At 57.0% G+C, this 20,268-nt stretch carries 23 protein-coding genes, 1 tRNA gene and 1 pseudogene; 8 read left to right on the top strand and 17 right to left on the bottom strand.

The genetic code is table 11. The annotated features are described in order from the left end of the window. Positions 1-90: 90 nt before the first annotated feature. Complete coding sequence (locus ACR0NF_RS04385) at positions 91-213, top strand: hypothetical protein (protein ID WP_480469848.1); 123 nt, start codon at positions 91-93, stop codon at positions 211-213. A 184-nt stretch (positions 214-397) separates the two neighbouring features. On the opposite strand, the gene ACR0NF_RS04380 is transcribed toward ACR0NF_RS04385, so the two are convergent. Together ACR0NF_RS04380 and ACR0NF_RS04375 are read right to left on the bottom strand one after the other, a co-directional pair. Next, entirely contained in the window at positions 398-1,036 is a 639-nt protein-coding gene (locus ACR0NF_RS04380; RefSeq protein WP_480469847.1) for a MarC family protein, read from the bottom strand. A 57-nt stretch (positions 1,037-1,093) separates the two neighbouring features. Next, positions 1,094-1,546: an iron-sulfur cluster assembly scaffold protein gene (locus tag ACR0NF_RS04375; RefSeq protein ID WP_480469846.1), complete on the bottom strand. Its 453-nt coding sequence runs from the start codon at positions 1,544-1,546 to the stop codon at positions 1,094-1,096. A 48-nt stretch (positions 1,547-1,594) separates the two neighbouring features. Here ACR0NF_RS04375 and hisI point away from each other — a divergent pair, with 48 nt between their 5' ends. Continuing rightward, positions 1,595-1,984, top strand: coding sequence for a phosphoribosyl-AMP cyclohydrolase (gene hisI, locus ACR0NF_RS04370; protein WP_480469845.1), 390 nt, complete (start codon positions 1,595-1,597; stop codon positions 1,982-1,984). Between the two features lie 43 nt (positions 1,985-2,027). Here the strand turns inward: hisI and gluQRS are convergent, their stop codons facing one another. The 4 genes and pseudogenes from gluQRS to ACR0NF_RS04350 form a co-directional block, all read right to left on the bottom strand. After that, positions 2,028-2,873, bottom strand: a complete 846-nt coding sequence (gene gluQRS / locus ACR0NF_RS04365) for a tRNA glutamyl-Q(34) synthetase GluQRS (protein ID WP_480469844.1) — start codon at positions 2,871-2,873, stop codon at positions 2,028-2,030. After that, entirely contained in the window at positions 2,870-3,484 is a 615-nt protein-coding gene (locus ACR0NF_RS04360; protein ID WP_480469843.1) for a class I SAM-dependent DNA methyltransferase, read from the bottom strand. The genes gluQRS and ACR0NF_RS04360 overlap by 4 nt, the downstream gene beginning before the upstream one ends. A 36-nt stretch (positions 3,485-3,520) precedes the next feature. Continuing rightward, on the bottom strand, positions 3,521-4,873 hold the full coding sequence (gene trmFO / locus ACR0NF_RS04355) for a methylenetetrahydrofolate--tRNA-(uracil(54)-C(5))-methyltransferase (FADH(2)-oxidizing) TrmFO (RefSeq protein ID WP_480777830.1): 1,353 nt from the start codon (positions 4,871-4,873) through the stop codon (positions 3,521-3,523). A 239-nt stretch (positions 4,874-5,112) separates the two neighbouring features. Then, a pseudogene (locus tag ACR0NF_RS04350) lies at positions 5,113-5,907 on the bottom strand (enoyl-CoA hydratase); the annotation flags it as partial. A gap of 49 nt (positions 5,908-5,956) precedes the next feature. Here ACR0NF_RS04350 and ACR0NF_RS04345 point away from each other — a divergent pair. Beyond that, positions 5,957-6,400, top strand: a complete 444-nt coding sequence (locus ACR0NF_RS04345) for a PaaI family thioesterase (protein ID WP_480469841.1) — start codon at positions 5,957-5,959, stop codon at positions 6,398-6,400. 62 nt (positions 6,401-6,462) lie between these two features. On the opposite strand, the gene ACR0NF_RS04340 is transcribed toward ACR0NF_RS04345, so the two are convergent. Next, positions 6,463-6,690: a DUF1127 domain-containing protein gene (locus ACR0NF_RS04340; RefSeq protein WP_480657715.1), complete on the bottom strand. Its 228-nt coding sequence runs from the start codon at positions 6,688-6,690 to the stop codon at positions 6,463-6,465. A 99-nt stretch (positions 6,691-6,789) separates the two neighbouring features. On the opposite strand from ACR0NF_RS04340, the gene ACR0NF_RS04335 reads away from it, so the two are divergent. Then, positions 6,790-8,193, top strand: coding sequence for an aminotransferase-like domain-containing protein (locus ACR0NF_RS04335; RefSeq protein ID WP_480666940.1), 1,404 nt, complete (start codon positions 6,790-6,792; stop codon positions 8,191-8,193). Here the strand turns inward: ACR0NF_RS04335 and ACR0NF_RS04330 are convergent. Next, the gene (locus ACR0NF_RS04330) at positions 8,190-8,555 is read right to left on the bottom strand and encodes a nuclear transport factor 2 family protein (RefSeq protein WP_480469838.1); all 366 of its coding nucleotides are present in this window, start codon (positions 8,553-8,555) and stop codon (positions 8,190-8,192) included. The two genes, ACR0NF_RS04335 and ACR0NF_RS04330, sit on opposite strands and share 4 nt — an antisense overlap. Positions 8,556-8,790: 235 nt before the next feature. Between ACR0NF_RS04330 and rplM the strand changes: the two genes are divergently transcribed. Continuing rightward, positions 8,791-9,249, top strand: a complete 459-nt coding sequence (gene rplM / locus ACR0NF_RS04325) for a 50S ribosomal protein L13 (protein ID WP_039536983.1) — start codon at positions 8,791-8,793, stop codon at positions 9,247-9,249. 6 nt (positions 9,250-9,255) lie between these two features. Then, positions 9,256-9,741 (top strand): 30S ribosomal protein S9, encoded by a 486-nt coding sequence (gene rpsI / locus ACR0NF_RS04320; protein WP_209223510.1) that lies wholly within the window; start codon positions 9,256-9,258, stop codon positions 9,739-9,741. 60 nt (positions 9,742-9,801) lie between these two features. Here the strand turns inward: rpsI and ACR0NF_RS04315 are convergent, their stop codons facing one another. From ACR0NF_RS04315 to ACR0NF_RS04275, 9 genes are all read right to left on the bottom strand, one after another. Then, positions 9,802-10,962 (bottom strand): ABC transporter substrate-binding protein, encoded by a 1,161-nt coding sequence (locus ACR0NF_RS04315; protein ID WP_480469837.1) that lies wholly within the window; start codon positions 10,960-10,962, stop codon positions 9,802-9,804. A gap of 30 nt (positions 10,963-10,992) precedes the next feature. After that, a complete protein-coding gene (locus ACR0NF_RS04310; protein ID WP_480777829.1) occupies positions 10,993-12,879 on the bottom strand; it encodes an AMP-dependent synthetase/ligase in 1,887 nt (628 codons plus the stop codon). Between the two features lie 5 nt (positions 12,880-12,884). Beyond that, positions 12,885-13,658, bottom strand: a complete 774-nt coding sequence (locus tag ACR0NF_RS04305; protein ID WP_480666933.1) for an ABC transporter ATP-binding protein — start codon at positions 13,656-13,658, stop codon at positions 12,885-12,887. After that, positions 13,655-14,419 carry an ABC transporter ATP-binding protein gene (locus ACR0NF_RS04300; RefSeq protein WP_480469834.1) on the bottom strand — a complete coding sequence of 255 codons (765 nt, stop codon included), beginning with the start codon at positions 14,417-14,419 and terminating at the stop codon, positions 13,655-13,657. Before ACR0NF_RS04300 ends, ACR0NF_RS04305 begins: the two co-directional genes overlap by 4 nt. Next, positions 14,416-15,513, bottom strand: coding sequence for a branched-chain amino acid ABC transporter permease (locus ACR0NF_RS04295; RefSeq protein WP_480777828.1), 1,098 nt, complete (start codon positions 15,511-15,513; stop codon positions 14,416-14,418). The genes ACR0NF_RS04300 and ACR0NF_RS04295 overlap by 4 nt, the downstream gene beginning before the upstream one ends. 5 nt (positions 15,514-15,518) lie before the next feature. Next, positions 15,519-16,394 (bottom strand): branched-chain amino acid ABC transporter permease, encoded by an 876-nt coding sequence (locus ACR0NF_RS04290; RefSeq protein WP_480777827.1) that lies wholly within the window; start codon positions 16,392-16,394, stop codon positions 15,519-15,521. 42 nt (positions 16,395-16,436) lie between these two features. Next, complete coding sequence (locus ACR0NF_RS04285; protein ID WP_480777826.1) at positions 16,437-17,465, bottom strand: alcohol dehydrogenase catalytic domain-containing protein; 1,029 nt, start codon at positions 17,463-17,465, stop codon at positions 16,437-16,439. 185 nt (positions 17,466-17,650) lie between these two features. Beyond that, positions 17,651-18,205, bottom strand: a complete 555-nt coding sequence (locus tag ACR0NF_RS04280) for a hypothetical protein (RefSeq protein WP_480777825.1) — start codon at positions 18,203-18,205, stop codon at positions 17,651-17,653. Between the two features lie 193 nt (positions 18,206-18,398). Beyond that, positions 18,399-18,488 (bottom strand) — tRNA-Ser (locus ACR0NF_RS04275). A 123-nt stretch (positions 18,489-18,611) separates the two neighbouring features. Here ACR0NF_RS04275 and ACR0NF_RS04270 point away from each other — a divergent pair. Together ACR0NF_RS04270 and ACR0NF_RS04265 are read left to right on the top strand one after the other, a co-directional pair. After that, positions 18,612-19,445, top strand: a complete 834-nt coding sequence (locus ACR0NF_RS04270) for a DUF2059 domain-containing protein (RefSeq protein WP_480777824.1) — start codon at positions 18,612-18,614, stop codon at positions 19,443-19,445. After that, entirely contained in the window at positions 19,445-20,251 is an 807-nt protein-coding gene (locus tag ACR0NF_RS04265) for a DUF2059 domain-containing protein (protein ID WP_480777823.1), read from the top strand. Before ACR0NF_RS04270 ends, ACR0NF_RS04265 begins: the two co-directional genes overlap by 1 nt. The last annotated feature ends 17 nt before the right edge of the window (positions 20,252-20,268 follow it).

The raw sequence follows: 20,268 nt of genomic DNA, 5'->3' as shown, positions 1-20,268 counted from the left end.
CGCAAATGTTCTCAAAAAGTTCTTTACCGACTCGCCAAAATATGAGAACAAAAGGTCAACAAAAGATTAAACCCGACCGGAGGTGAGACCATGCTGGCCCAGATCAAGACTGCTTTCAGCCGTTCGCAAGCAACGATTTTGCAGGATGCTGTAGGCGCAGTCTCTCTGGTGGTCATGCTGGTGGTTGCCCTTCACCTGCCGACGGGGTTTTAAGCTTTTCTGCCTGCGATCTCATGCCGATAGCACCGCGCTTGTTTCCCCATCTCAGTCAAGGGTGACCTGCCTGTCCCAAACCCCTTGAAGGGGCCAGCCTCGGCCCCGCGCGGAAATCCGGACCCTACGTGAGACACGCACAACCTACCGCCGCCCTTTCCGCCCGGAAGGAGCGGCGGCTTTTTCATAATTGCCCGGTTTTGATGATTTCGAGCATCGCCGACAGCACAGAGTTCACCGCGACCGAGGCCAGGATCATCCCCATGATCCGACTGATGATCGCGGCACCCGAATGTCCGATCCAACGTATGATGGGCTCGGCCAGCAACATCAGCACAAAGGCAATGGCAATCACCACCAACATCACCAGAGCGGTTATGCCCTGATCGGCAATGCTGTAACGATTGTTGTCGGTCAGCACGACGATCGCCAGCATCGCGCCAGGTGAGGCGAGGGACGGAACCGCCAGCGGAAAGATCGCAGGATTGGTCTTATGCATCCTGTCTTGCAGATCTTCCTGAGCCTCGCGCTGTTCGATATCCTGTTTGCTTTCGCCAAAGATCATGGTCAGCGCGAACAGGAACAGAATAATCCCGCCAGCGACCTGAAAGGAATTGAGACCGATATCCAGTGCCTCAATCACCAGCTGTCCACAGACGAGGAAGAACAGAAGTATACCCGCACTGACAAGCGCGGCCAGCAGAGCGGTTTTGCGCCGGGCAGCGACCCCGACGCTTGTGGTGACGGCTATGAAGACGGGGATCGTGCCAATCGGATCAATGACAACCCAGAGGGTTACGAAATGTTCGAGCAGTTTTTCCACGCCTTACTCCCCCGGATTTCGGCGGAGATTAGACGGGTTTGTCGAAAAAGACCACGCTCAGGCGCAGTTGGCCTGTTCAGCTTGTTCCATCGCCTCGGCAGTGGCTTCCAACGCCAGAAGAATTGAGGCGTGACGGTTTTTGTAGTCGCGCGACGGCATCAGCACCTCAAGCCCGTCAAACGGTGCATCGGGGGCAGGGCCGTCTTTCTTAAGCATCGCAGACAGTTGCTCGCGTGCGGTTTCCACCTGAGCTCGGGTTGCGCCAATCACCGCGCTTCCAACCACTGAAGCCGAAGCCTGACCCAAAGCGCAGGCTTTGACATCCTGTGCAAAATCAGAAATCCGCCCGTCTTCGACCTTAACGTCCACGGTCACCGTCGAGCCACAAAGCGGCGCGCGTTTCTTTACGGTTGCGTCCGGATTTTCAAGCCGCTCGAGATGGGGGATATCAGCGGCAAGCGCAAGAATGCGTCCTGAATATAGCTTGATCAGATCGGTTTCGCCGCTCATGGCTTTCCCTCGTTGGCTGTTCCCCATACATAGTGACCATGTTCCGGGATGCAAAAGGTTTTTGCCATGACACAAACTGTTTCGTTCGATCCGTCGACGCTCAAGTATAACGAAGCAGGACTGGTGCCTGCGATTGCACAAGACGAGGGTACCGGTGAAGTGTTGATGATGGCATGGATGAGCGCCGAAGCAATTGAACGCACATTGAAGACCGGTCGCGTGACCTATTGGTCTCGGTCGCGGCAGGCGTTCTGGATCAAAGGCGAAAGCTCAGGCCATGTACAGGAACTGGTGGATTTCCGCGTCGATTGTGACCGTGACTGCCTGTTGGTGCTCGTGCGGCAGACAGGACCTGCATGCCACACCAATCGGCGTAGCTGCTTTTACACTGCTGTGCGCGCCGGAACCGAAGTTGAGCTGATGTCGCCGATGGAATGAACACCGCTCGCGGCACTGGTATCCAGAAAAAGGCGCCGCCGGGTCAAAGGCCGACCATCGTTCGGATATCGACGGGGGAGGCACCTTGCTCTCGATAGATCGTGATGGCGCGCGCGTCGTCCCGTTTGGCAAGGCGCTTGCCGTTCTCGTCTCGGATCAGGCTATGGTGGTGATAGACCGGCGTAGGCAGGTCAAGCAGGCTCTGCAGCAGGACATGGATTTGGGTCGCGTCGAACAGATCCTCGCCGCGTACGACATGGGTGATGCACTGATCGGCATCGTCGATGACTACGGACAGATGGTAGGAACTTCCCATATTCCGACGCACCAGAATTATGTCACCGACCGAATGGATCAGGTGCTCGGGCTGAAGATGATGCGTTCCAAAGAACTTGGGACCGGTTTCACAAAATGATGTTAGATCAGCCACTTCAAGCGCTTTGCGCATGTTGAGCCTTAAAACATCGTTTGCGCCAGAATCGGAAAGTAGGCGCTGCCGGCAGGTGCCGGGATAAATGCGTCCATCCGGACCAAATTGCGGTACACCTTCTTGAGGTGCCCCGGCGGCAGATTCAATATCAGCGCGGTTGCAGGAACAAGGATAGACCAAATCCTGCTTGATCAGCTCTTCAAGCGCTTGCTGATATCGCGGCAACCTGTTCGATTGCCGCATAACAGGTTGCGGCCAGCGCAACCCAAGCCAAGACAGGTCTTCATAGATTTGCTCTTCCCAGTGCAGGCGAGATCGGGACTGATCTATATCCTCAATCCGCAGCAGGAACTGTCCGTTTTCGGCTTTGGCCATATCCTGCGCCAAAAGCGCAGAATAGGCGTGACCAAGATGCAGAGGTCCTGTCGGCGATGGGGCAAAACGGGTGGTGAAGGTCAAGCTTTTTCAACAACGTAGACGTCGGATTTCATGTCCATGCCGGGCAGATGCGGACCGTATTCGCGAAACAGCAGCCGCGCGTGGCCCATGTCCAGCCAGTCATTCAGCCGAGAGGTATACGTGCGATCAGCCAGAGTATAGTCGTTAAACGAAAACGCCAGATATCCGTTGCGTGGCAAAGCGTTCATCAGCAAATCGAAGGTCTCTGGCGGCGCCGCGCCCGAACCGATCACGCCGATGGCGGTAATCGCGGTGTAGGAGCCTGCCTCGATCGGTTCGGGATCAGTGAGTTCAAAACCTATGAGATTGCGGTATACGCCTTTGGCTGCGGCTTGTTCCAGCATCTTCGGCGTCGGGTCCATCCCGTCGATAACTCGAAAGCCCGCTTTGTAAAGCGCCGCGCCTGACAGCCCAGTTCCGCAGCCATAGTCCAAGATAGGGACCTGATCATCTGGCATATACGACTTCAGCGCAGCCGAAACGCGATCCGGGGTAACGTAGCCATGCTCTCCCACCTCATCATCGTATGAGGCCGCCCATTTCTGGTAGTGGTCGCGGGTTTCCTGGGCCGAGTTCAATCCATACGTATTTTTCAGAAACTTATCGCTCATACCTTATGTTAGGCGCAGGCGAGGCATATCGTCCAGTCAGCAATGCGCCAACCAGTCCGACCAAGCCGACTTGGCGCGGTCGGTATAGGCCTTATAGCGATCCTTACGGCCCCGGCGGCCGCCCTTCAGGCCGTCCACGGGGCGGAACAGGCCGAAATTCACGTTCATCGGCTGGAATGTTTTGGCGTCTGCACCGCCAGTGATGTGGTGGATCAGAGCGCCCATGGCACTGTCCTGCGGAACATCGGGCAGAGTCCGACCCAGAATTTCAGCGGCGGCGAGGCGACCGGCCAGCAGGCCCATCGCGGCGCTTTCCACATAACCTTCGACCCCGGTGATCTGACCGGCAAATCGGACATTGGGCCGAGATTTCAGCCGCATTTGCGCATCCAGCAAGGTTGGAGAGTTGATGAAGGTATTGCGATGAATGCCTCCAAGCCGCGCAAAGCTGGCATTCTCAAGCCCCGGAATCATGCGAAATACATCTGTTTGCGCGCCGTATTTCATCTTGGTCTGAAAACCCACGATGTTGAACAGAGTGCCCAGAGCGTTGTCTCGGCGCAGCTGAACTACGGCATGTGGTTTTACATCCGGCTGATGCGGGTTGGTCAGGCCCACGGGCTTCATCGGACCATGCCGCAGAGTTTCGTGGCCACGTTCAGCCATAACTTCAATCGGCAGGCAGCCGTCGAAATATCCGGCGGTTTCGCCTTCGTGGAACTCTGTCTTGTCGGCGGCCAGCAGAGCATCGATGAACGCTTCATATTGGTCGCGGTCCATTGGGCAGTTCAAGTAGGCGGTCCGCTCTTCCTCAGTCTCGCCCTTGTCATAACGGGACTGCATCCAGGCCTGGCTCATATCGATGCTGTCGGCATAGACGATAGGCGCGATGGCGTCGAAGAAGGCAAGTGCCTCGGCCCCGGTTTCCGCGCGAATGGCATCTCCCAAAGCGGCAGAGGTCAGCGGACCGGTTGCAAAGATCCAGTGGCCTTCGGCAGGTAGCGACGTAACCTCTTCGCCGGTAACAGACACGCGCGGATGAGCTTTGAGCTTGGCTGTTACCGTCTCAGCAAATGGATCGCGGTCTACCGCCAGCGCTCCGCCCGCGGGTAAGCGGTGGGCGTCTGCAGTGGTCATGATCAGACCATTGGCCGCGCGCATCTCCCAATGCAACAAGCCCACGGCGTTCTGCTCATCATCGTCTGAGCGGAACGAATTCGAACACACCATCTCGGCCAGATTGCCGGTTTGATGCGCAAACGTGCCCACTTGAGGCCGCATTTCGTGGATCACGACATCCACACCCATCTCTGCGGCCTGCCAAGCGGCCTCGGACCCGGCCATGCCGCCGCCCACAATATGCAATTTCTCTGTCATGGGCTGCCACATAGGGCACTGCAACGTCCTGCGCAATGCGCTGTGTTGGGTGTATTTTCTTAGGAGAGTCTTGGGGTCGCCGCTGCGGGAATGTCAACGCCGGTGAGAGAAACCAGCTTGGAGGGACCTTCCGCCCACGGCGACCCAAAAGTCAAAAGAGGCCTCAGCCTTGACCCACCATTGCCACAGTGTCGCCCTTTTGAAAAGTGCAAAAATGCGAACAGTAGGTAAAAATGCATAAAATAATCGCGTTATTGCTGCCAATTGGGCGGTCGTTTCTCGATAAATGCGGTTATGCCTTCTTCGGTGTCACGATGCATCATATTCTGTGCCATTACCTCGGCGGTATAGTCATAGGCCTGTTCCGTGGACATCGGAAGCTGTTGATAGAACGCCTCTTTTCCGATCTTTACAGCTGCGCCCAGCTTGGCCGCCAATTTCTCGGCCAAGGCATTGGTTTCCTGTTCCAGCTGATCGGCGGGCACAACGCGGTTGATCAGACCCAATTCAGCGGCGCGGTCAGCGCTGATAAAAACTCCGGTCGTCAACATTTCAAACGCCTGTTTCCGCGGGATGTTCCGGCTGAGCGCCACCATTGGCGTAGAGCAGAACAGGCCGATATTGACGCCGTTGACGCCAAATCGCGTCCCTTCAGCGGCCAAAGCCAGATCGCATGTGGCGACCAACTGACAGCCAGCGGCTGTCGCGATGCCATGGGTCTGCGCGATGACAGGTTGGGGCAGGGACTGAATCGACATCATCATCTTGGCGCAGCGATCGAAAAGGTCCTGAAAATAGCCAAGCCCACCATCCGGAGCTTGCCGTCCCTGGGTCATCTGCTTCAGATCATGCCCCGCGCAAAACGCCTTACCCGCACCTGAAAGAATGACAACACGAATCGATTTGTCCTCGCGTAGGGCGTCCAGTTCGGCCTGAAGGGCGGCCAACATCTCGTCGCTCAGTGCATTCAGGCGCTCAGGTGCGTTCATCTCAAGCCGCGCAATTGCGCCTGTGTCGTTACGTTTCAGAATTGCCATCTTGCCCTCCTGCTGGCTGTTGGGCCAACTCTAGGGGGGCAGGGCGAAGAGGGGAAGCATGTCATTAGCGCTAAACAAAAAAGAACTGGCTGAGTATCTGACACAGGTATTTCCGCAGGTTCACGGAGATTTCGTCGTTGAGGACCTGACCGAGACGACCATCACAATGCGGCTGCGGGTCAAAGACAGGCATCTGCGCCCGGGCGGTACGGTCTCAGGGCCGTCTATGTTCGGCCTGGCTGACGTGTGTGTCTATGCGATGGTTCTGGCGCGCAAAGGACGGCAATCACTGGCGGTCACCACCAGCAGCTCGATGGACTTTCTTCGGAAGCCCGAAGGTGGCAGGGACATGATCGCTGAGTGTCGCCTGCTGAAACTCGGGCGGACACTGGCTGTAGGTGACGTGCTTATGTATTCCGAGGGATCGGATAAGCCGGTTGCGCGGGCCAGCATGACTTATTCCATACCGCCCGAAGGCTCCGCAGCGGCCGCGTTCGGATAAAAAAGGCCGGGGGCAAGCCCCGGCCAGGAAGAGGTCCCATGAAAAAAGGGACTGGGGATAACTTACCTCATCCAGAAATAGCGACTGGTTTCGACGTCAGCCTGAGGGCGGGTCAGACCGACGTCCCGCAACAGCCTGTCATCCAGCTTACCCAGATTGATGCGACTGCGGCGGCGTTGCTCCCACTGAGTGACCGACGCCGCAAACCGCACGGCCAGAACCGCGATCAGCGGCAGCCGGGGGCTGTCGTTCAGCAGTATGAGGGCGGGGTTGTGCATTGCGCGTGTCATAGTGGGTATCCTTTCAAATTGTATTGACACAAAGTTGAGATGTTCGATATATTGAGTTGATACATTCAAGATTGTGTCGAAATCAAAGGAAGAATTGTAATGGATACAATTTGGCCGGAATCGCTACCCAAAGCGAAGGGTCCAAAATACACTTTGGTCGCCGATACGATTCGAAAAGCAATTGAAAACAAAACACTGGAGGTTGGCGTGAAGCTGCCCCCGGTGCGCGAACTTGCGTATCGATTGCAGATCACACCGGGCACGGTTGCGCGGGCTTATACCATTCTGACGGACGAGGGATTGTTACAAGCCGAAGTCGGACGTGGTACATTTGTCGCCCCTCCGCGATCACCGATCCTCGATGATGTCTGGTCGCGGCAGTTGCATTTGCGGGATGACAAGCACGACGCCAATGTCAGCCTGTTCAGTCCACGCCTGCCTGATGTGGGGCAGGTTGCGTTGATCCGAGAGTGCCTGAGCAAGGTCGCACAGGGTGATCCGCGCATGTTCATGAACTATCCAACGCGTGACGCCTATCAGCCTGTGCGGCAAGTGGTGGTGGATTGGCTCTCAGACCTGCCATTGGGTGCGGTGACGGCGGATGATATCGTTCTGACGCATGGCGGTCAGAGCGGGCTTTGCGTTGTGTTCCAGACCGTCCTCAGCGGAGCCAAACCCGTGGTTCTAGTCGAAGACCTGTCCTATGCAGGCTTCCGCCGGGCCGGAGAGCTGATGCGCGCAGATGTTGTTGGTGTGAAAATGGATAAATGGGGCATTAGCCCCGATGCCTTGGATCACATTCTAAGGCAAACACAGGCACAGGCGATTTGCGTCTCACCCGAAGTGCAGAACCCGACTGGCGGGCATTCACCGCTGGAACGCCGCAAAGAAGTGGTTGAGGTCGCGCGCAAGCACGATCTGCAGATCATTGAGGACGACTGCTATCGCATGGGCGACGCTCGCGCGCCCAGCTATCGCGCGCTGGCGCCAGAACGAGGCTGGCATGTCTCTTCGATCTCAAAAACTCTGACACCCGCGTTGCGTGTCGGTTTTGCCATCGCTCCAAAAGAGCGTAGCGTCGATCTGCGCAGGTCGGCGGAATATGGGTATTTTGGGCTCGCTCAGCCATTGGCAGAATTGACCCGGTTATTGTTAAGCCATCCTTCTGCGCGGCAACTCGCCTCTGAGGTTCGCTCCAAGACGGGTGAATATGTCCGCGTCGCTGTGAATGCCCTTGGAGGTTTCGATTTGAACTGGGACCCGCATATTCCGTTCCTTTGGCTGAACCTGCCCTCGGGTTGGCGGTCGGCCGCCTTCAGCCGGGCTGCCGAGCGGGAAGGGATCCAACTGCGATCAGCCGACGAGTTCGCCCTGCGCGACGGGCGTGCGCCGAATGCAGTGCGCATTGCCGTGAACGGGCATGTTTCGTTGTCTCAGTTCGAAGATGCAATGCTGCGTTTGCGGGCATTGCTGGATACTCCGCCCGAACAGATCAGCGTTTAGGACAAGGGCACCGGGTCTCCAAAGAAACCGGCCAGATGGGCGATCTTGCCTTGTGCGTCCAGGCGAATGAAATCATGACCGGCGACCATGACCGCACCGTCTGGCGCGACCATGTGCCAAGTGAAATGAACCACATCATGATGTGTGGTTGGTTCGCTGGTGATATCAACCCGTCCATTAGTGTCGTCCAAGACCGCGCCAATATGTGCGCTCAGTTGATCTCGCCCCGAAACATCCGCCGTCGGATCGACATAGCGGCCGGTCTCTGCAAAACAACGTTCGAGCAGGTCGCGCCGGCGTTCCGGATCGGTTTCCTGCCACGCCGCTCCATAATCAGCGATGACCTGTTTCAATTCCTGCATGACAATCTCCAATCTAAAACTCGATCAGCGGGCTACACCTGAGCTTCACAGGGTTCGACATAGTAGTGATATTTTTGGGGTAAAATAATACCTATTTTATAAGTTATTGTTATTGTTTGGAATAATCTGTATTGCGTGTGTTGACCTGCATTGCGAGTAGGTCTAAACCCCCTCCATCGAATTCGGACCGCTCCGTAAGGGGGCGGTCTTTCACATCAAACAGGACTATCCTGCCATGAAAACCTTTTCTGCAACACCTGCAGACATCGACAAGAAATGGATCCTGATCGACGCCGAGGGCGTTGTTCTGGGCCGTCTTGCCTCGATCGTCGCCATGCGTCTGCGTGGCAAGCACAAAGCGTCGTTCACCCCGAATATGGACATGGGCGACAATGTCATCGTGATCAACGCTGACAAAATCCAGATGACCGGCAAGAAGCGCGAAGAGAACTTCTATTGGCACACTGGCCACCCGGGCGGCATCAAGTCGCGCACCAAACAGCAGATCCTCGAAGGTGCACACCCCGAGCGCGTCGTGACCCAAGCGGTCAAGCGCATGCTGCCGGGTAACCGTCTGGCGCGTCAGCAAATGACCAACCTGCGCGTTTACGCCGGTGCCGAGCACCCTCATGAGGCGCAAGCGCCCGAAGTTCTGGACGTCAAGTCCATGAACAAGAAAAACACCCGGAGCTAATGACCGATGGCTGATCAGATCAATACTCTCGAAGAGCTGAGCGCCGTCGCAGGCGTTGAAACCGTGGCCGAAGAAGTTGTTGTACGTGAACCCGTGCGCGACGAGCTGGGCCGTTCCTACGCCACCGGCAAGCGTAAAGACGCTGTTGCTCGCGTTTGGATCAAGCCGGGTTCCGGCAAGGTCACCGTGAACGGTAAAGACCAGGACAAGTACTTCGCTCGTCCCGTTCTGCAGCTGATCCTGCGCCAGCCGTTCCAGGTTGCCGGTGTGGAAGGCGAATTCGACGTTGTTGCAACTGTCAAAGGCGGTGGCCTGACCGGTCAGGCCGGTGCAGTCAAGCACGGCATCTCGAAAGCTCTGCAGCTGTACGATCCGTCGCTGCGTGGCGCACTGAAAGCCGCTGGCTTCCTGACCCGCGACAGCCGCGTTGTGGAACGTAAGAAATACGGTAAGCGCAAAGCGCGTCGTTCGTTCCAGTTCTCGAAGCGTTAATCGCTACGGACACAGAATTGGAAAGGGCTCGCAATTGCGAGCCCTTTTTCTTTGGTGGGTTTATTCTTCGTAAACCAGTTTCCACGCGCCATTTTCGACGACGCTGACAAAGACGGTATCTGCGCCCTGATGATCGTCCGGGCCATACGTGATCTGGTTGCCGACCAACTCGTCCATGTAGTCTAGGGACTCCATTGCTGCGATAAAGCTGTCATGAGTGAGGTCAGGTCCTGCGGCTTCCAGCGCCTTGACCATCATCTCGGCCGCTGAATAGCCCAGCATCGAGAAACCGACCGGGTCTTCGCCCGTAGCCGCTTTGTATTCAGCAATAAAAGCTGCCGGGGCGGGCTCCTCCGCGCGCGCCCAAAGATCCAGCCATGACGCCGCAGCGTAAAAACCATCCGTCACACCGCCGGGCACCTGTGCCACAACGGTCAGAAAGCTGGCCGAGGTGCCGAGAAACTTCATATCGGTCAGACCCATCTTCTTGGCCGTTCCAACAACGGTGATCGCCTGACGCACACCGAGCGCCATCGTGACGATATCGCAGCCTTCCTCTTTAAGCTTGCTCAGGGACCCGACGAAATCCGTCTCGTCTGGCTTGTGGGTGGTCTCTGCACCAAAAGTAATGCCAGCCTCTTCGGCCCCGGCTTTGCTGCCTTCCAGAATTTCCTCGCCGAAATCGGTGGGCAGATACATGGTGCAAACAGTTTGTGATCCAAACTCACCGTTCAGATATTTCACACCGATCCGCGCCTGATCGTAATAGGTCGAGAACGAGGTAAACTTGTTCTTCACAGGCTCTTGCAGCATTTGCCGCGCCGCGGTCAGGGGGGCGACGTTAGGGATACCTTTCGGGTCCAGCAGCTTGAACCCGGCGACATTCATCGGCGTGCCCAGTGACTGCAACATCGCGAAAACCTTGTCGCGGTTCAGCAGCTTGTTATAGCCCTGCATCGCGCGCGGCATCTGATAGCCATTGTCTTCGACCACAAAGCGAATCTTACGCCCGTGAACACCGCCCTCGGCGTTGACCCGGTCAAAGACCACATTTGCGCCCTTGGTCGCCGGCACGCCCACGGCGGCGAAAATACCACTGAGGTCATTCACCGATCCGATGACGATCTCATCATCCGTCACGCCTTGGGTTTGTGCCCAGCCCATCGTGGCAGATGCAGTCAATGCCGTGGCTGCGGCAATGCCCTTAAACAAACGTTTCATTCTTCTCCTCCCAGTTGGGTCGCCCCTTAACTAATTGTACATATCTTCAATGAGATGTGCGTGTTTCTTTTCCACCAGACCACGCTTGAGTTTCATCGTGGCGGTCAGTTCCTCATCCTCAGCGGTGAGCAGCACGTCAATCAGCCGGAAATCCTTGATCTGTTCAACCCGTGCAAAGTCTTTATTAACCGCTGCGATTTCCTCGCCGATCAGCGCCGTCACTTCAGACGCAGCACAGAGGGAGGCGAAGTTCGAGAATGGAATCTTCCGCTCCTGCGCGAATTTCTCGACGTTTTCCTGATCGATCATCACCAGCGCAGTCAGATATTTGCGCCGATCCCCGATGATCACGGCGTCTGAGATATATTGGCTGAATTTCAGGCCACTCTCAATCTCTGCAGGCGTGATGTTTTTGCCGCCTGCGGTGATGATGATGTCTTTCAGGCGACCGGTTATGGTGACGAAACCTTCCTCGTCGATATGCCCCATGTCACCGGTGCGCAGCCAGCCGTCGCAGGTGAAACTTTCAGCTGTCTTGGCATTGTTGCGCCAGTAGCCCTGAAAGACATTCAGACCTTTGACCTGAATTTCTCCCTCTTCCGAGATCCGGAGATCGTTGCCGGGAACCGGTTTTCCAATGGTGCCGATCTTGTTGGCTTCAAGCGTGTTCAGAGCCGCGATGCCTGCGGTTTCGGTCATCCCGAAGCCCTCGACGATGGGCACGCCAATGGCCCAGTACCACCTGAGCAAATCAGGTGAGATCGGAGCAGCGCCCGAACCTCCGCGCCGCATCCGGTCCATTCCCAGCATGCGACGCAGGTTGCGTAAGACCAATCGGTCCCACAGCCAGAACCGCAGCCCAATCATCAGGGGGACGGGATTGCCGGCAAGGATATAGTCTGCCCGCGCCATGCCCGCCTTCAGTGCCTGCCCAAAGGCGAAACGCCCGGTCGGTGTTGCTTCTTTCGCCATGAACATGACGTGAGAATAAATCTTCTCCCACACACGCGGGACGGCGGTGAAGGTGGCCGGAGAGACCTCTTGCAGGTTCGCGAACACCGTTTCGAGACTTTCTGCGAAATTCACCGTGCTTTTTGTCGCCAGTGGGTAATAGATCGAAACATCGCGCTCCAGAACATGGCAGAGCGGCAGGAAACAAAGCTGTTCGTCCGTCGCGAGTGAGGGCAGGGAATGCGCTCCGCCCTCAATCGCGGCCATGATGTTCTCATGGCTCAGCATGGCGCCTTTGGGGTTGCCGGTCGTACCCGAGGTGTAGATCAGCAGAGCAGTATCCTGCGGCGTGGCCCGCGCGATTTCGGCCTCAAACGCGTCGGGTTCGTCGGCCTCGGTCTGCTGACCCAGAGCATACATATCTCCGATCATCATGCAGCGGGGATGATTGAGGTCATGCAGGCCTTCGTCCTCAAGGATAATGACCTTGAGCAGATCGGGCAGGCCCTCTTCGACTTCGAGGAACTTGTCCAACTGTTCTTCGTCTTCAACGATCAGAAACCGGCTGTCGCTGTCATTAATCAGGTATTTCAGCTGGTTGGCCGAATCCGTGGTGTAGACACCCGAAGCAATCCCCCCGACGCATTGGATGCCCATGTCGAACCACGCCCATTCCTTGCGGTCTTCGGACAGGATTGAAACGACCTCGCCACGCTGCAGGCCCAGCTTGCGCAAGGCCAGCCCGATCCATTTGGCGTGCTGCCAGTATTCGGCCCAGGAATAGGACTTCCAGATACCGAAATCCTTCTCACGATGCGCGGTGCGCGATCCCAAGTCGGCGCATCGTTTCTGGAACAGTTCGCAAATCGTGGTGCAGCCATCGACGCGCAGGGGCCGCTGTCCGGGTGTTGCGTTGAACCGCACGCCGTTGATCGTGGTCTGGGGGGGAAGGGGGCTTGCGTCCATCTGGCTCACCTCCAGGTCTTCTTGCGTTTCCAGCGGCGGTTTTCCCGCGCACCTTCCTCCTGAACGCCCAGATAGAAATTCTGGATGTCCTCGGACTGCAGTAAGGTTTCAGCCGCGCCATCCATGACGATCCGCCCGATCTCCATCACATAGCCATGGTGGGCAAGCTCCAGCGCCGCATTGGCATTCTGTTCAACTAGCATCATCGTCATGTTCTGCTCGTCATTGAGACGCTTGAGGATGCCAAAAATCTCTTGCACCAGCAGCGGGGACAGGCCCAGCGAAGGCTCGTCCAGCAGCATGATGCGCGGGTTGGCCATAAGGCCTCGCCCGATTGCCAGCATCTGCTGCTGCCCGCCAGATAGCGTTCCGGCCTCTTGTGTGCGGCGCTCTTTCAAGACGGGAAAATACGAAAACACCAGATCGCGATCATGATCGATCTGGCCTTTATCCGAAAGAGTATAGGCCCCAAGGCTCAGGTTTTCATCAACCGTCAGCAGCGGGAAAACCTCGCGCCCTTCCGGTACATGAACGATGCCTTTCTGCACCACCTTATGTGGTTCCAATCCCTGTATCTGCTGACCAACAAATGTGATCGTGCCTTTTTCAGGATCCATCACGCCTGATACGGTTTTCATCAGAGTCGTCTTGCCCGCGCCATTTGCGCCCAGGATCGAGACGATCTGACCTGGGTGCACATCCAGCGATACACCGCGAATAGCCATGATCGGACCATAGAAGCTTTCGATATTGCGGATGCTGAGGATCGGTTGGCTCATGAGGCCTTTCCCAGATAGGCCTCGACCACGGCCGGATGCGATTGAACTTCTGCCGGGGTTCCTAGCGCAAGTTTCGCTCCGTCTGCCATCGCCAGCACCCGGTCGGAAACGCCCGAGACCAGTCCCATGTCATGTTCCACCATCAGAACGGTGATCCCCATCTGCCGCCGGATGTCATCGATCCACCAACGCATATCGGTGGTCTCTTCAACCGACAGACCTGAGGCGGGTTCGTCCAGCAGCAGTAGCTTCGGATCAGTGGCCAACGCACGGGCGACCTCGACCACCTTGCGCACGCCGTAGGGCAGGCCCGAGATCATTTTGTCGCGAAAGGCCTGGAGGTCGAGGAAGTCGATGATTTCTTCAACCTTTTCGCGGTTTGCGATCTCTTGCCTGCGCGCGGAGGGCGTGAACAGGATTTCCGAGATCAGGTTGGTCTTGCGATGGCGGTGGCGCCCGACCAGCAGGTTCTGCAAAACGGTCGCATGTTCGAACAGCTCGATATTCTGGAACGTTCGCGCAACGCCATAGGCCGCGACGGCCGAGGGTTTGACACGCAGCAGGTCATGCCCATCAAACCGGATCGCCCCGGCATAGGGGTCGTAAAAGCGCGAGATCAAGTTGAAGACAGTGGATTTGCCTGCGCCATTCGGGCCAACGATGGCGAACACTTCTCCCTCTTGCACGTCGAATGACAGATCATCCACCGCAGTCAGCCCGCCGAACTTGAGAGTTACGTTTTCGAACTCCAGCATGCTCATCTCAGACGCTCCGTCTTGAGGTAGGATTTCTGCCGTTTGAACATGTCCTTGCGGTAGAAGGGAAACAACTCGAACCACGTCCGGATTTTCAGCCATCGGCCATAGAGGCCCATCGGCTCGAACAGGATGAAAGCAATCAGGATCATGCCGAAGATGCCAAACTCCAACCCCGGAATGGCGACCGTGTTGCCGCCAAACAGGACGGCCGCATATTCCTTTGAAATCGACAGGAACTGCGGAAGAAACCCGATCACGATTGCCCCCAGAAACGCGCCATGGATCGAGCCCAGTCCGCCGATCACGATCATCATCAGCAACTGGATCGAGATCACAACACTGAACGTCTCATTGTTGAACGCCCCAGCAAACAGCCCCATTAGCGCACCCGCCAGACCGGTGACCGCACAGGACAGCGCAAATGAAATCGTTTTGGTGCGTGCGATATCAACGCCCATGGCCTGCGCCGAGACCTCAGAATCCCGTACAGCGATAAAGCTGCGACCCAAGGGCGAGCGCAGCAGGTTGATATAGCCAAGCGTGACGATGACAGCGACAGCCAGCACCAGCCAGAAGAATTGTCCCGGCGTGGCCCAGCGATCGACCAAATGCCCGAAGATTTCGACGCCACCCAGGTACTTGCCGGCAACGCCTCCGGTGATGGGTTCAGCCAGAACTATGATGTCGTCCATCAGCACGGACAGGGCCAGCGTGAAAATCGCCAGATAGATGCCGTGGAGGCGTAGGGCAGGGATGGCGACTGTTGCGCCGACGATGCCGGTCATCAGGCCTGCCAGCGGGAAAGCCAGCAAAAAGGGCACGCCTGCTTCGATCAGGATTACATTTGCATAGCACCCGACGGCCAGAAAGGCGGCATGGCCAAGGCTGGCCTGCCCGGTATGACCGGTCAGGATCATCAGGCCGAGCCCCGCAATGGCCCAGATCAAAACATTGGTCAGTTCCCCAAGATAGAAATCGTCCAGCCACCAAGGTGCGGCGGCAACGATGGCCAACAGGATCAGGTAAAGGCTTAGCTGATAACCGTCCTTCCACGGACGAATGTCCTGCATATAGTTGGTTTTGAAAACAACCCGCATGGCGATCAGACCTTCTTGACCCGCACTTGGCTAAACAGCCCGTGTGGTCGGAAGATCAGCACCGCCAGCAACAAGGCGTAGGGGGCAATCTGACTATACCCAGCAGCGATATAGCGGCTGGCGAAAGGCTCAATGACACCTACGATAAGTCCTCCGGCCAGGGCGCCGGGCAGGCTGCCGAACCCGCCGATCACCGCAGCCGCGAAAGCCTTGATCCCCAGCAATCCGGTTGTGGGATCAACCGAGCCCTTTGCCGCGAACAAAATCCCGGCAATCCCCGCAACAACTCCGGCCAGAGCCCAGATAAACCCCTGCACCTGCTTGACCGGGATGCCCATATAATACGCCGCCAATTGGTTCTGAGACGCGCCTTGCATCGCAAGCCCCAACTTGGTTTTGCTGAAAAACACGTATAGGCCCCATGTCAGCAGGACGGTGACAACGATCACGGCCACATCCTCCATCCCCAGGACCAGACCACCAAAACGGAATTCCTTACCCGCGAGAGGGTTCTGAAGAGTCTGCGGCTCATGCCCCCAGATCAGCCCGGCGACAAACCGGATTACAAAGCCTAACGCGATGGTCAGGATCACCACAGCTGTCTGGCTTTCGCCAAACAGGCGGCGGATGATCAGTCGGTCGACCAGATACCCCAACGCCCCCATGATCCCCAATGAGATCGGCAGCGCCAACCAAAAGGGCAGGCCCATATACTCTGTGTTGGTCAGGCCGATGGTAACGAAAGCACCCAGCATCATGAAATCGCCCTGCGCGAAATTCACCGCCTCGGTGGCCTTGTAAATCAACACAAAGCCAAGAGCGATCAGGCCGTAGACACAGCCATTCGCCAGCCCGCTGATCAGCAGCTGTGCGTTATCCAATCTCACCCTCCCTCAGCCGGATTTGCCCGGCGCTTTGATCTACTATGGCGTGATAATCACCTTGCCGTCACTCTTTTTCAGCGCGTTCGCGAGATTTGGCAAAACCTCCCGCAAAGAAAGCCGGGCCGACACGTCCGTGCGCCACCGGCCATCCGCAAACCGCGCTTGAACTTCACCGACAACGCGCATCTGATCAGCAGGGGGCGTGTCCATCATCCAGCGGGTCAGCCAGAACCCTTCAATCTGTTTGCTCATGAATATCAGCTGACCCATCTGTGTCAGCGTCGGCAATTCGGGACTGAGTTTGCCGTAGCACACCCAGCGCGCGCCATTTGGCATGGCGCAGAAAACCTGCTCGGAGAGCTGATCGGCAACAGCATCCAGAAAGACACGGGGTTTCAGGGCTGCGCTGATCTTTGCGAACTGATCTGCAACATCGGCTTCACCGGTCACCAGAACTTCGGCAGCTCCAAGCTCTTTCATTGTGTCCGCCGTTTCCGCCCGGCGCACCAGCGCGATTGGCTTCAAACCAAGATCGCGCCCCAAGCTGCACATAAGTTTGCCTAGCTGACTGGTCGCGGCGGAGACTACAAAAGCCTCTCCGGCGTCGCGGGCAATATCCACCATCGCCATCGCAGTCAGAGGGTTCACGATCTGAGCAGCACCGTCCTCATCCGAAATGTCCGGCCGCAGGGGGATACACATCATCGCTTGCGTCACCACATATTCGGCCCAAGCGCCTGAACCCGCCGCGACAAAGGCCACACGCTGCCCCTGCAGCGCTTCGGCCCCACTACCTGTTGCGACGACATCACCACAGCCTTCGAATCCAGCGGCGGCTCCTTTGACGCGTGGTTGACCGTATTCACCCTTGATGAAGTGGATATCGGAGGGATTGACCGAGGCAGTGCGAAGTTTGATCAGAACCTGCCCGGGACCTGGCGTGGGGACGGGAAGCTCTGCTTCGGCCAGCCAATCAGACGCCTCAGCCAATGTGGGCCCTGTGGCGCTCCCCGAATACCCTTCATGAGTTTGAACAATGGCGAACATCGTATCGGGCAGGGCGGTCATATGGGTTTCCTTCGTTACGTTACCTGTGCAGCGGAAGCCTCTGACAAAGCGATCTAATTCCGCGGAATATCTGCTTAGAGGCAAACAAAGTCAGACGTCAGGGTCAATCCGCAAAGTCAGTGACGCCGCGGAATCCATTGATTGGCAGTGCGGGTTGGCCTGATGCGGCCAACCCAGTGCGTTTCTTAGGGTTGGGACATCAGCGTGCGCAGGTCCTGAATCTTGGCTACCACGGTTTCCGGTGAAGCTTTGATGTCATCGAGGATCTGGATCACCTGTGTTTTGACATTCTGCGCCAATGCGCTGTCCTGAACAGAAGCAACCATCGCGTCGTAGTCAAAATTTTGCGCGGTCAGCATCCCGTCCTGTACCCAAGTGTTCAAAAGCTCCTGGCCCTGCGCAGCAAGGGCTGCCACCTGATCGCCTGCCGCAGCGGCGGCCGTATCCGCCTGTTCGGCCACCGCGTTTGCGGCGTCGCTGGCCTGTTCGGTAACTGATGAGGCCGCTTCGCTGGCCTGATCCGCGAGCGATGAAGCCGCCTCGGACGCCTGCTCAGTTGCTTCATTCAATGCTTCGGTTGCAGCTTCTTGCGCAGCGGAGGCGGCATCACCTACCGCTTCGGTCGCATCCTCAGCGGCGGCTTGCAGCTTTTCAGCCGGCGTGGGCTCGGGTTTGGTTGCAAAATAATAGGCGCCAGCGCCAATGGCGGCGATGACAACGATAAGTAGTAGGCGTGACATAAGTGTCTCCTTCAAAAGATGTGTCGCCGAGATGGGATAAAACTAACCGGGCTCAAAGGGGAAAACCCGTGAAATTGCAGCATATTCCGGGTTTGAGCCATGGCACGCTGATTAACCCCACAGTCAACGGCGGGTTCACGCCGCCAGCGATCGCTGCGGCCACTTTTTTTTGATGTTGGGGCTTGAATAATTATGGCGGAGAGACAGGGATTCGAACCCTGGGTGGGCTTGCACCCACAACGGTTTTCGAGACCGCCCCGTTCGACCACTCCGGCACCTCTCCGCGGGGGTCTGTGAGGGGGGGATTTAGTGAGGAACGCGCAGGGGTGCAAGCAGAAAATTCCCGAAATTCACTAAGACGGGATTTTCCATTGCCAGTACGCAGAAAACACCTAGGCTGATAGTCATGACCTATCATCTACGCCGTTTCACCCTTTGGCTTGTCCTGCCGCTGCTCGCCTTCACTTCAACCGCCCAAGCAGCGAACCGCGACCGGATCGAGGCGTTTCTGACCACAACCGGTTTCGATGTGGCGCTTGAGAGCATTGCACTGGCTTCGGCCTCGGCCCCGCAAATGCTGGGGATTGATGCTGACGGCTTCGGCTCGGATTGGAGCAGGCTGACCGAAGAGGTGTTCGATACCGAAGAGATGCACGATACAGCCGTTTCGATACTCGAACAGACCCTCAACGACGATGCCCTGAAACATGCGGTTGAATTCTACGCGTCGGATCTGGGGCAAAGACTGGTTGTTGCTGAGAACGCCGCGCATATGGACGACGATGACGCGGCGAAACAGCAGCAAGGGCAGGAGATTGTGTCCGAGTTGATCAAAAGCGGCTCGAACCGCGTCGAAAGCTTGAAGCGGATGAACCGGGCTGTGGATGCAAGCGGTACATCTTTGCGGGCTCTGCAGGAAATTCAGGTGCGGTTTTTGCTGGCGGCCAGCGCGTCCGGCATCATTGAACTGCAACTCAATGGCGACGAATTGCGTGAGATGATGCGACAGAACGAGGGCGAAACGCGTCGGTCCTTGCAGATATCTGCACTGGCAGGCGCGGCCTATACGTATCAGGACTTCTCGGATGCGGATGTAGATGCCTATGTCGAAGCGCTGGAGCAGCCGCTGATGCAGGAGGTGTATGAGCTGCTGAATGCCATTCAGTACGAGATCATGGCCATGCGCTTTGAGGTTCTGGCCACGCGTATGGCCGAGCTGCGCCCTGCGCAAGACATCTGATGCGCTTACTGGCCGCTGTACTGGCGCTGTTCCTATCAGCCGTCCCGCTCGCCGCTGGGGAGCAGGTTGAGCGTCTGACGCAGGCTATGCAGCTGTCAGAGTTCCTTGAAATCCTGAGCGAAGAGGGGCAGACCCAAGGCCAGTCGATAAATGAAACGATACTCGGCAGCGCGGGCGGATCCTATTTCGAGGCTCAGATCGAAGAGCTCTATGATCCGGTCTGGATGCATCAGCAAATGTCGAACGCTGTAGAACGGAATATGACCGACGCTCAACTGGAACAGGCCGCAATCTTCTTCGAAAGTGATCTGGGCCAGACCATAGTATCGCTCGAGAATTCGGCCCGCCGAGCCTTGTCCGACGATGCGATTGAGGAGATGGCCCGCGCAGCTTATGAACAGGCTGATCATGACGATGCCTTGTTCCGCCTGGTTGATGAGTATGTTCAGGTCAATGACCTGATTGAACAGAATGTCCGGGGAACACTGAGTGCCGATCTCAGCTTCTACCGGGGACTGGCGAGCGGGCAGGGGCCGCTTGCGGACGAAGGGGCGTGGCTTGAGCAGTTGCTCGCGCAGCAGGACGAAACAAAGGAAGAGACGACGGAATGGATGTACTCCTTCCTGTTAATGGCTTATCAGCCGCTGTCCGAATCCGAGATGCGGGAAAATATCGCCTTTTCACGTACCGAAACCGGACGGGCCTTGAACAAGGCACTGTTTGAAGGGTTCGATCAGATGATCGACGGCATCTCATTCCAGTTGGGACAGATTGTTGCACAGGCAATGCAAGCCTCTGATCTGTGACTGCCGAATTGGGTTGA

The organism is Ruegeria sp. CF4, from assembly GCF_056537345.1.
The sequence above is the reverse complement of the archived record's forward strand: the minus strand, read 5'-3'. Positions and strand labels throughout refer to the sequence as shown.

Coding starts and splice junctions, on each gene's coding strand:
- ACR0NF_RS04295 (WP_480777828.1), bottom strand. CDS start 15,513: ATGCGGGTTGTTTTCAAAACCAACTATATGCAGGACATTCGTCCGTGG.
- ACR0NF_RS04375 (WP_480469846.1), bottom strand. CDS start 1,546: ATGAGCGGCGAAACCGATCTGATCAAGCTATATTCAGGACGCATTCTT.
- ACR0NF_RS04315 (WP_480469837.1), bottom strand. CDS start 10,962: ATGAAACGTTTGTTTAAGGGCATTGCCGCAGCCACGGCATTGACTGCA.
- ACR0NF_RS04345 (WP_480469841.1), top strand. CDS start 5,957: ATGTCATTAGCGCTAAACAAAAAAGAACTGGCTGAGTATCTGACACAG.
- rpsI (WP_209223510.1), top strand. CDS start 9,256: ATGGCTGATCAGATCAATACTCTCGAAGAGCTGAGCGCCGTCGCAGGC.
- ACR0NF_RS04340 (WP_480657715.1), bottom strand. CDS start 6,690: ATGACACGCGCAATGCACAACCCCGCCCTCATACTGCTGAACGACAGC.
- ACR0NF_RS04310 (WP_480777829.1), bottom strand. CDS start 12,879: ATGGACGCAAGCCCCCTTCCCCCCCAGACCACGATCAACGGCGTGCGG.
- ACR0NF_RS04265 (WP_480777823.1), top strand. CDS start 19,445: ATGCGCTTACTGGCCGCTGTACTGGCGCTGTTCCTATCAGCCGTCCCG.
- ACR0NF_RS04330 (WP_480469838.1), bottom strand. CDS start 8,555: ATGCAGGAATTGAAACAGGTCATCGCTGATTATGGAGCGGCGTGGCAG.
- hisI (WP_480469845.1), top strand. CDS start 1,595: ATGCAAAAGGTTTTTGCCATGACACAAACTGTTTCGTTCGATCCGTCG.
- ACR0NF_RS04335 (WP_480666940.1), top strand. CDS start 6,790: ATGGATACAATTTGGCCGGAATCGCTACCCAAAGCGAAGGGTCCAAAA.
- ACR0NF_RS04270 (WP_480777824.1), top strand. CDS start 18,612: ATGACCTATCATCTACGCCGTTTCACCCTTTGGCTTGTCCTGCCGCTG.
- rplM (WP_039536983.1), top strand. CDS start 8,791: ATGAAAACCTTTTCTGCAACACCTGCAGACATCGACAAGAAATGGATC.
- ACR0NF_RS04285 (WP_480777826.1), bottom strand. CDS start 17,465: ATGACCGCCCTGCCCGATACGATGTTCGCCATTGTTCAAACTCATGAA.
- ACR0NF_RS04385 (WP_480469848.1), top strand. CDS start 91: ATGCTGGCCCAGATCAAGACTGCTTTCAGCCGTTCGCAAGCAACGATT.
- ACR0NF_RS04305 (WP_480666933.1), bottom strand. CDS start 13,658: ATGAGCCAACCGATCCTCAGCATCCGCAATATCGAAAGCTTCTATGGT.
- ACR0NF_RS04300 (WP_480469834.1), bottom strand. CDS start 14,419: ATGAGCATGCTGGAGTTCGAAAACGTAACTCTCAAGTTCGGCGGGCTG.
- ACR0NF_RS04280 (WP_480777825.1), bottom strand. CDS start 18,205: ATGTCACGCCTACTACTTATCGTTGTCATCGCCGCCATTGGCGCTGGC.
- ACR0NF_RS04360 (WP_480469843.1), bottom strand. CDS start 3,484: ATGAGCGATAAGTTTCTGAAAAATACGTATGGATTGAACTCGGCCCAG.
- trmFO (WP_480777830.1), bottom strand. CDS start 4,873: ATGTGGCAGCCCATGACAGAGAAATTGCATATTGTGGGCGGCGGCATG.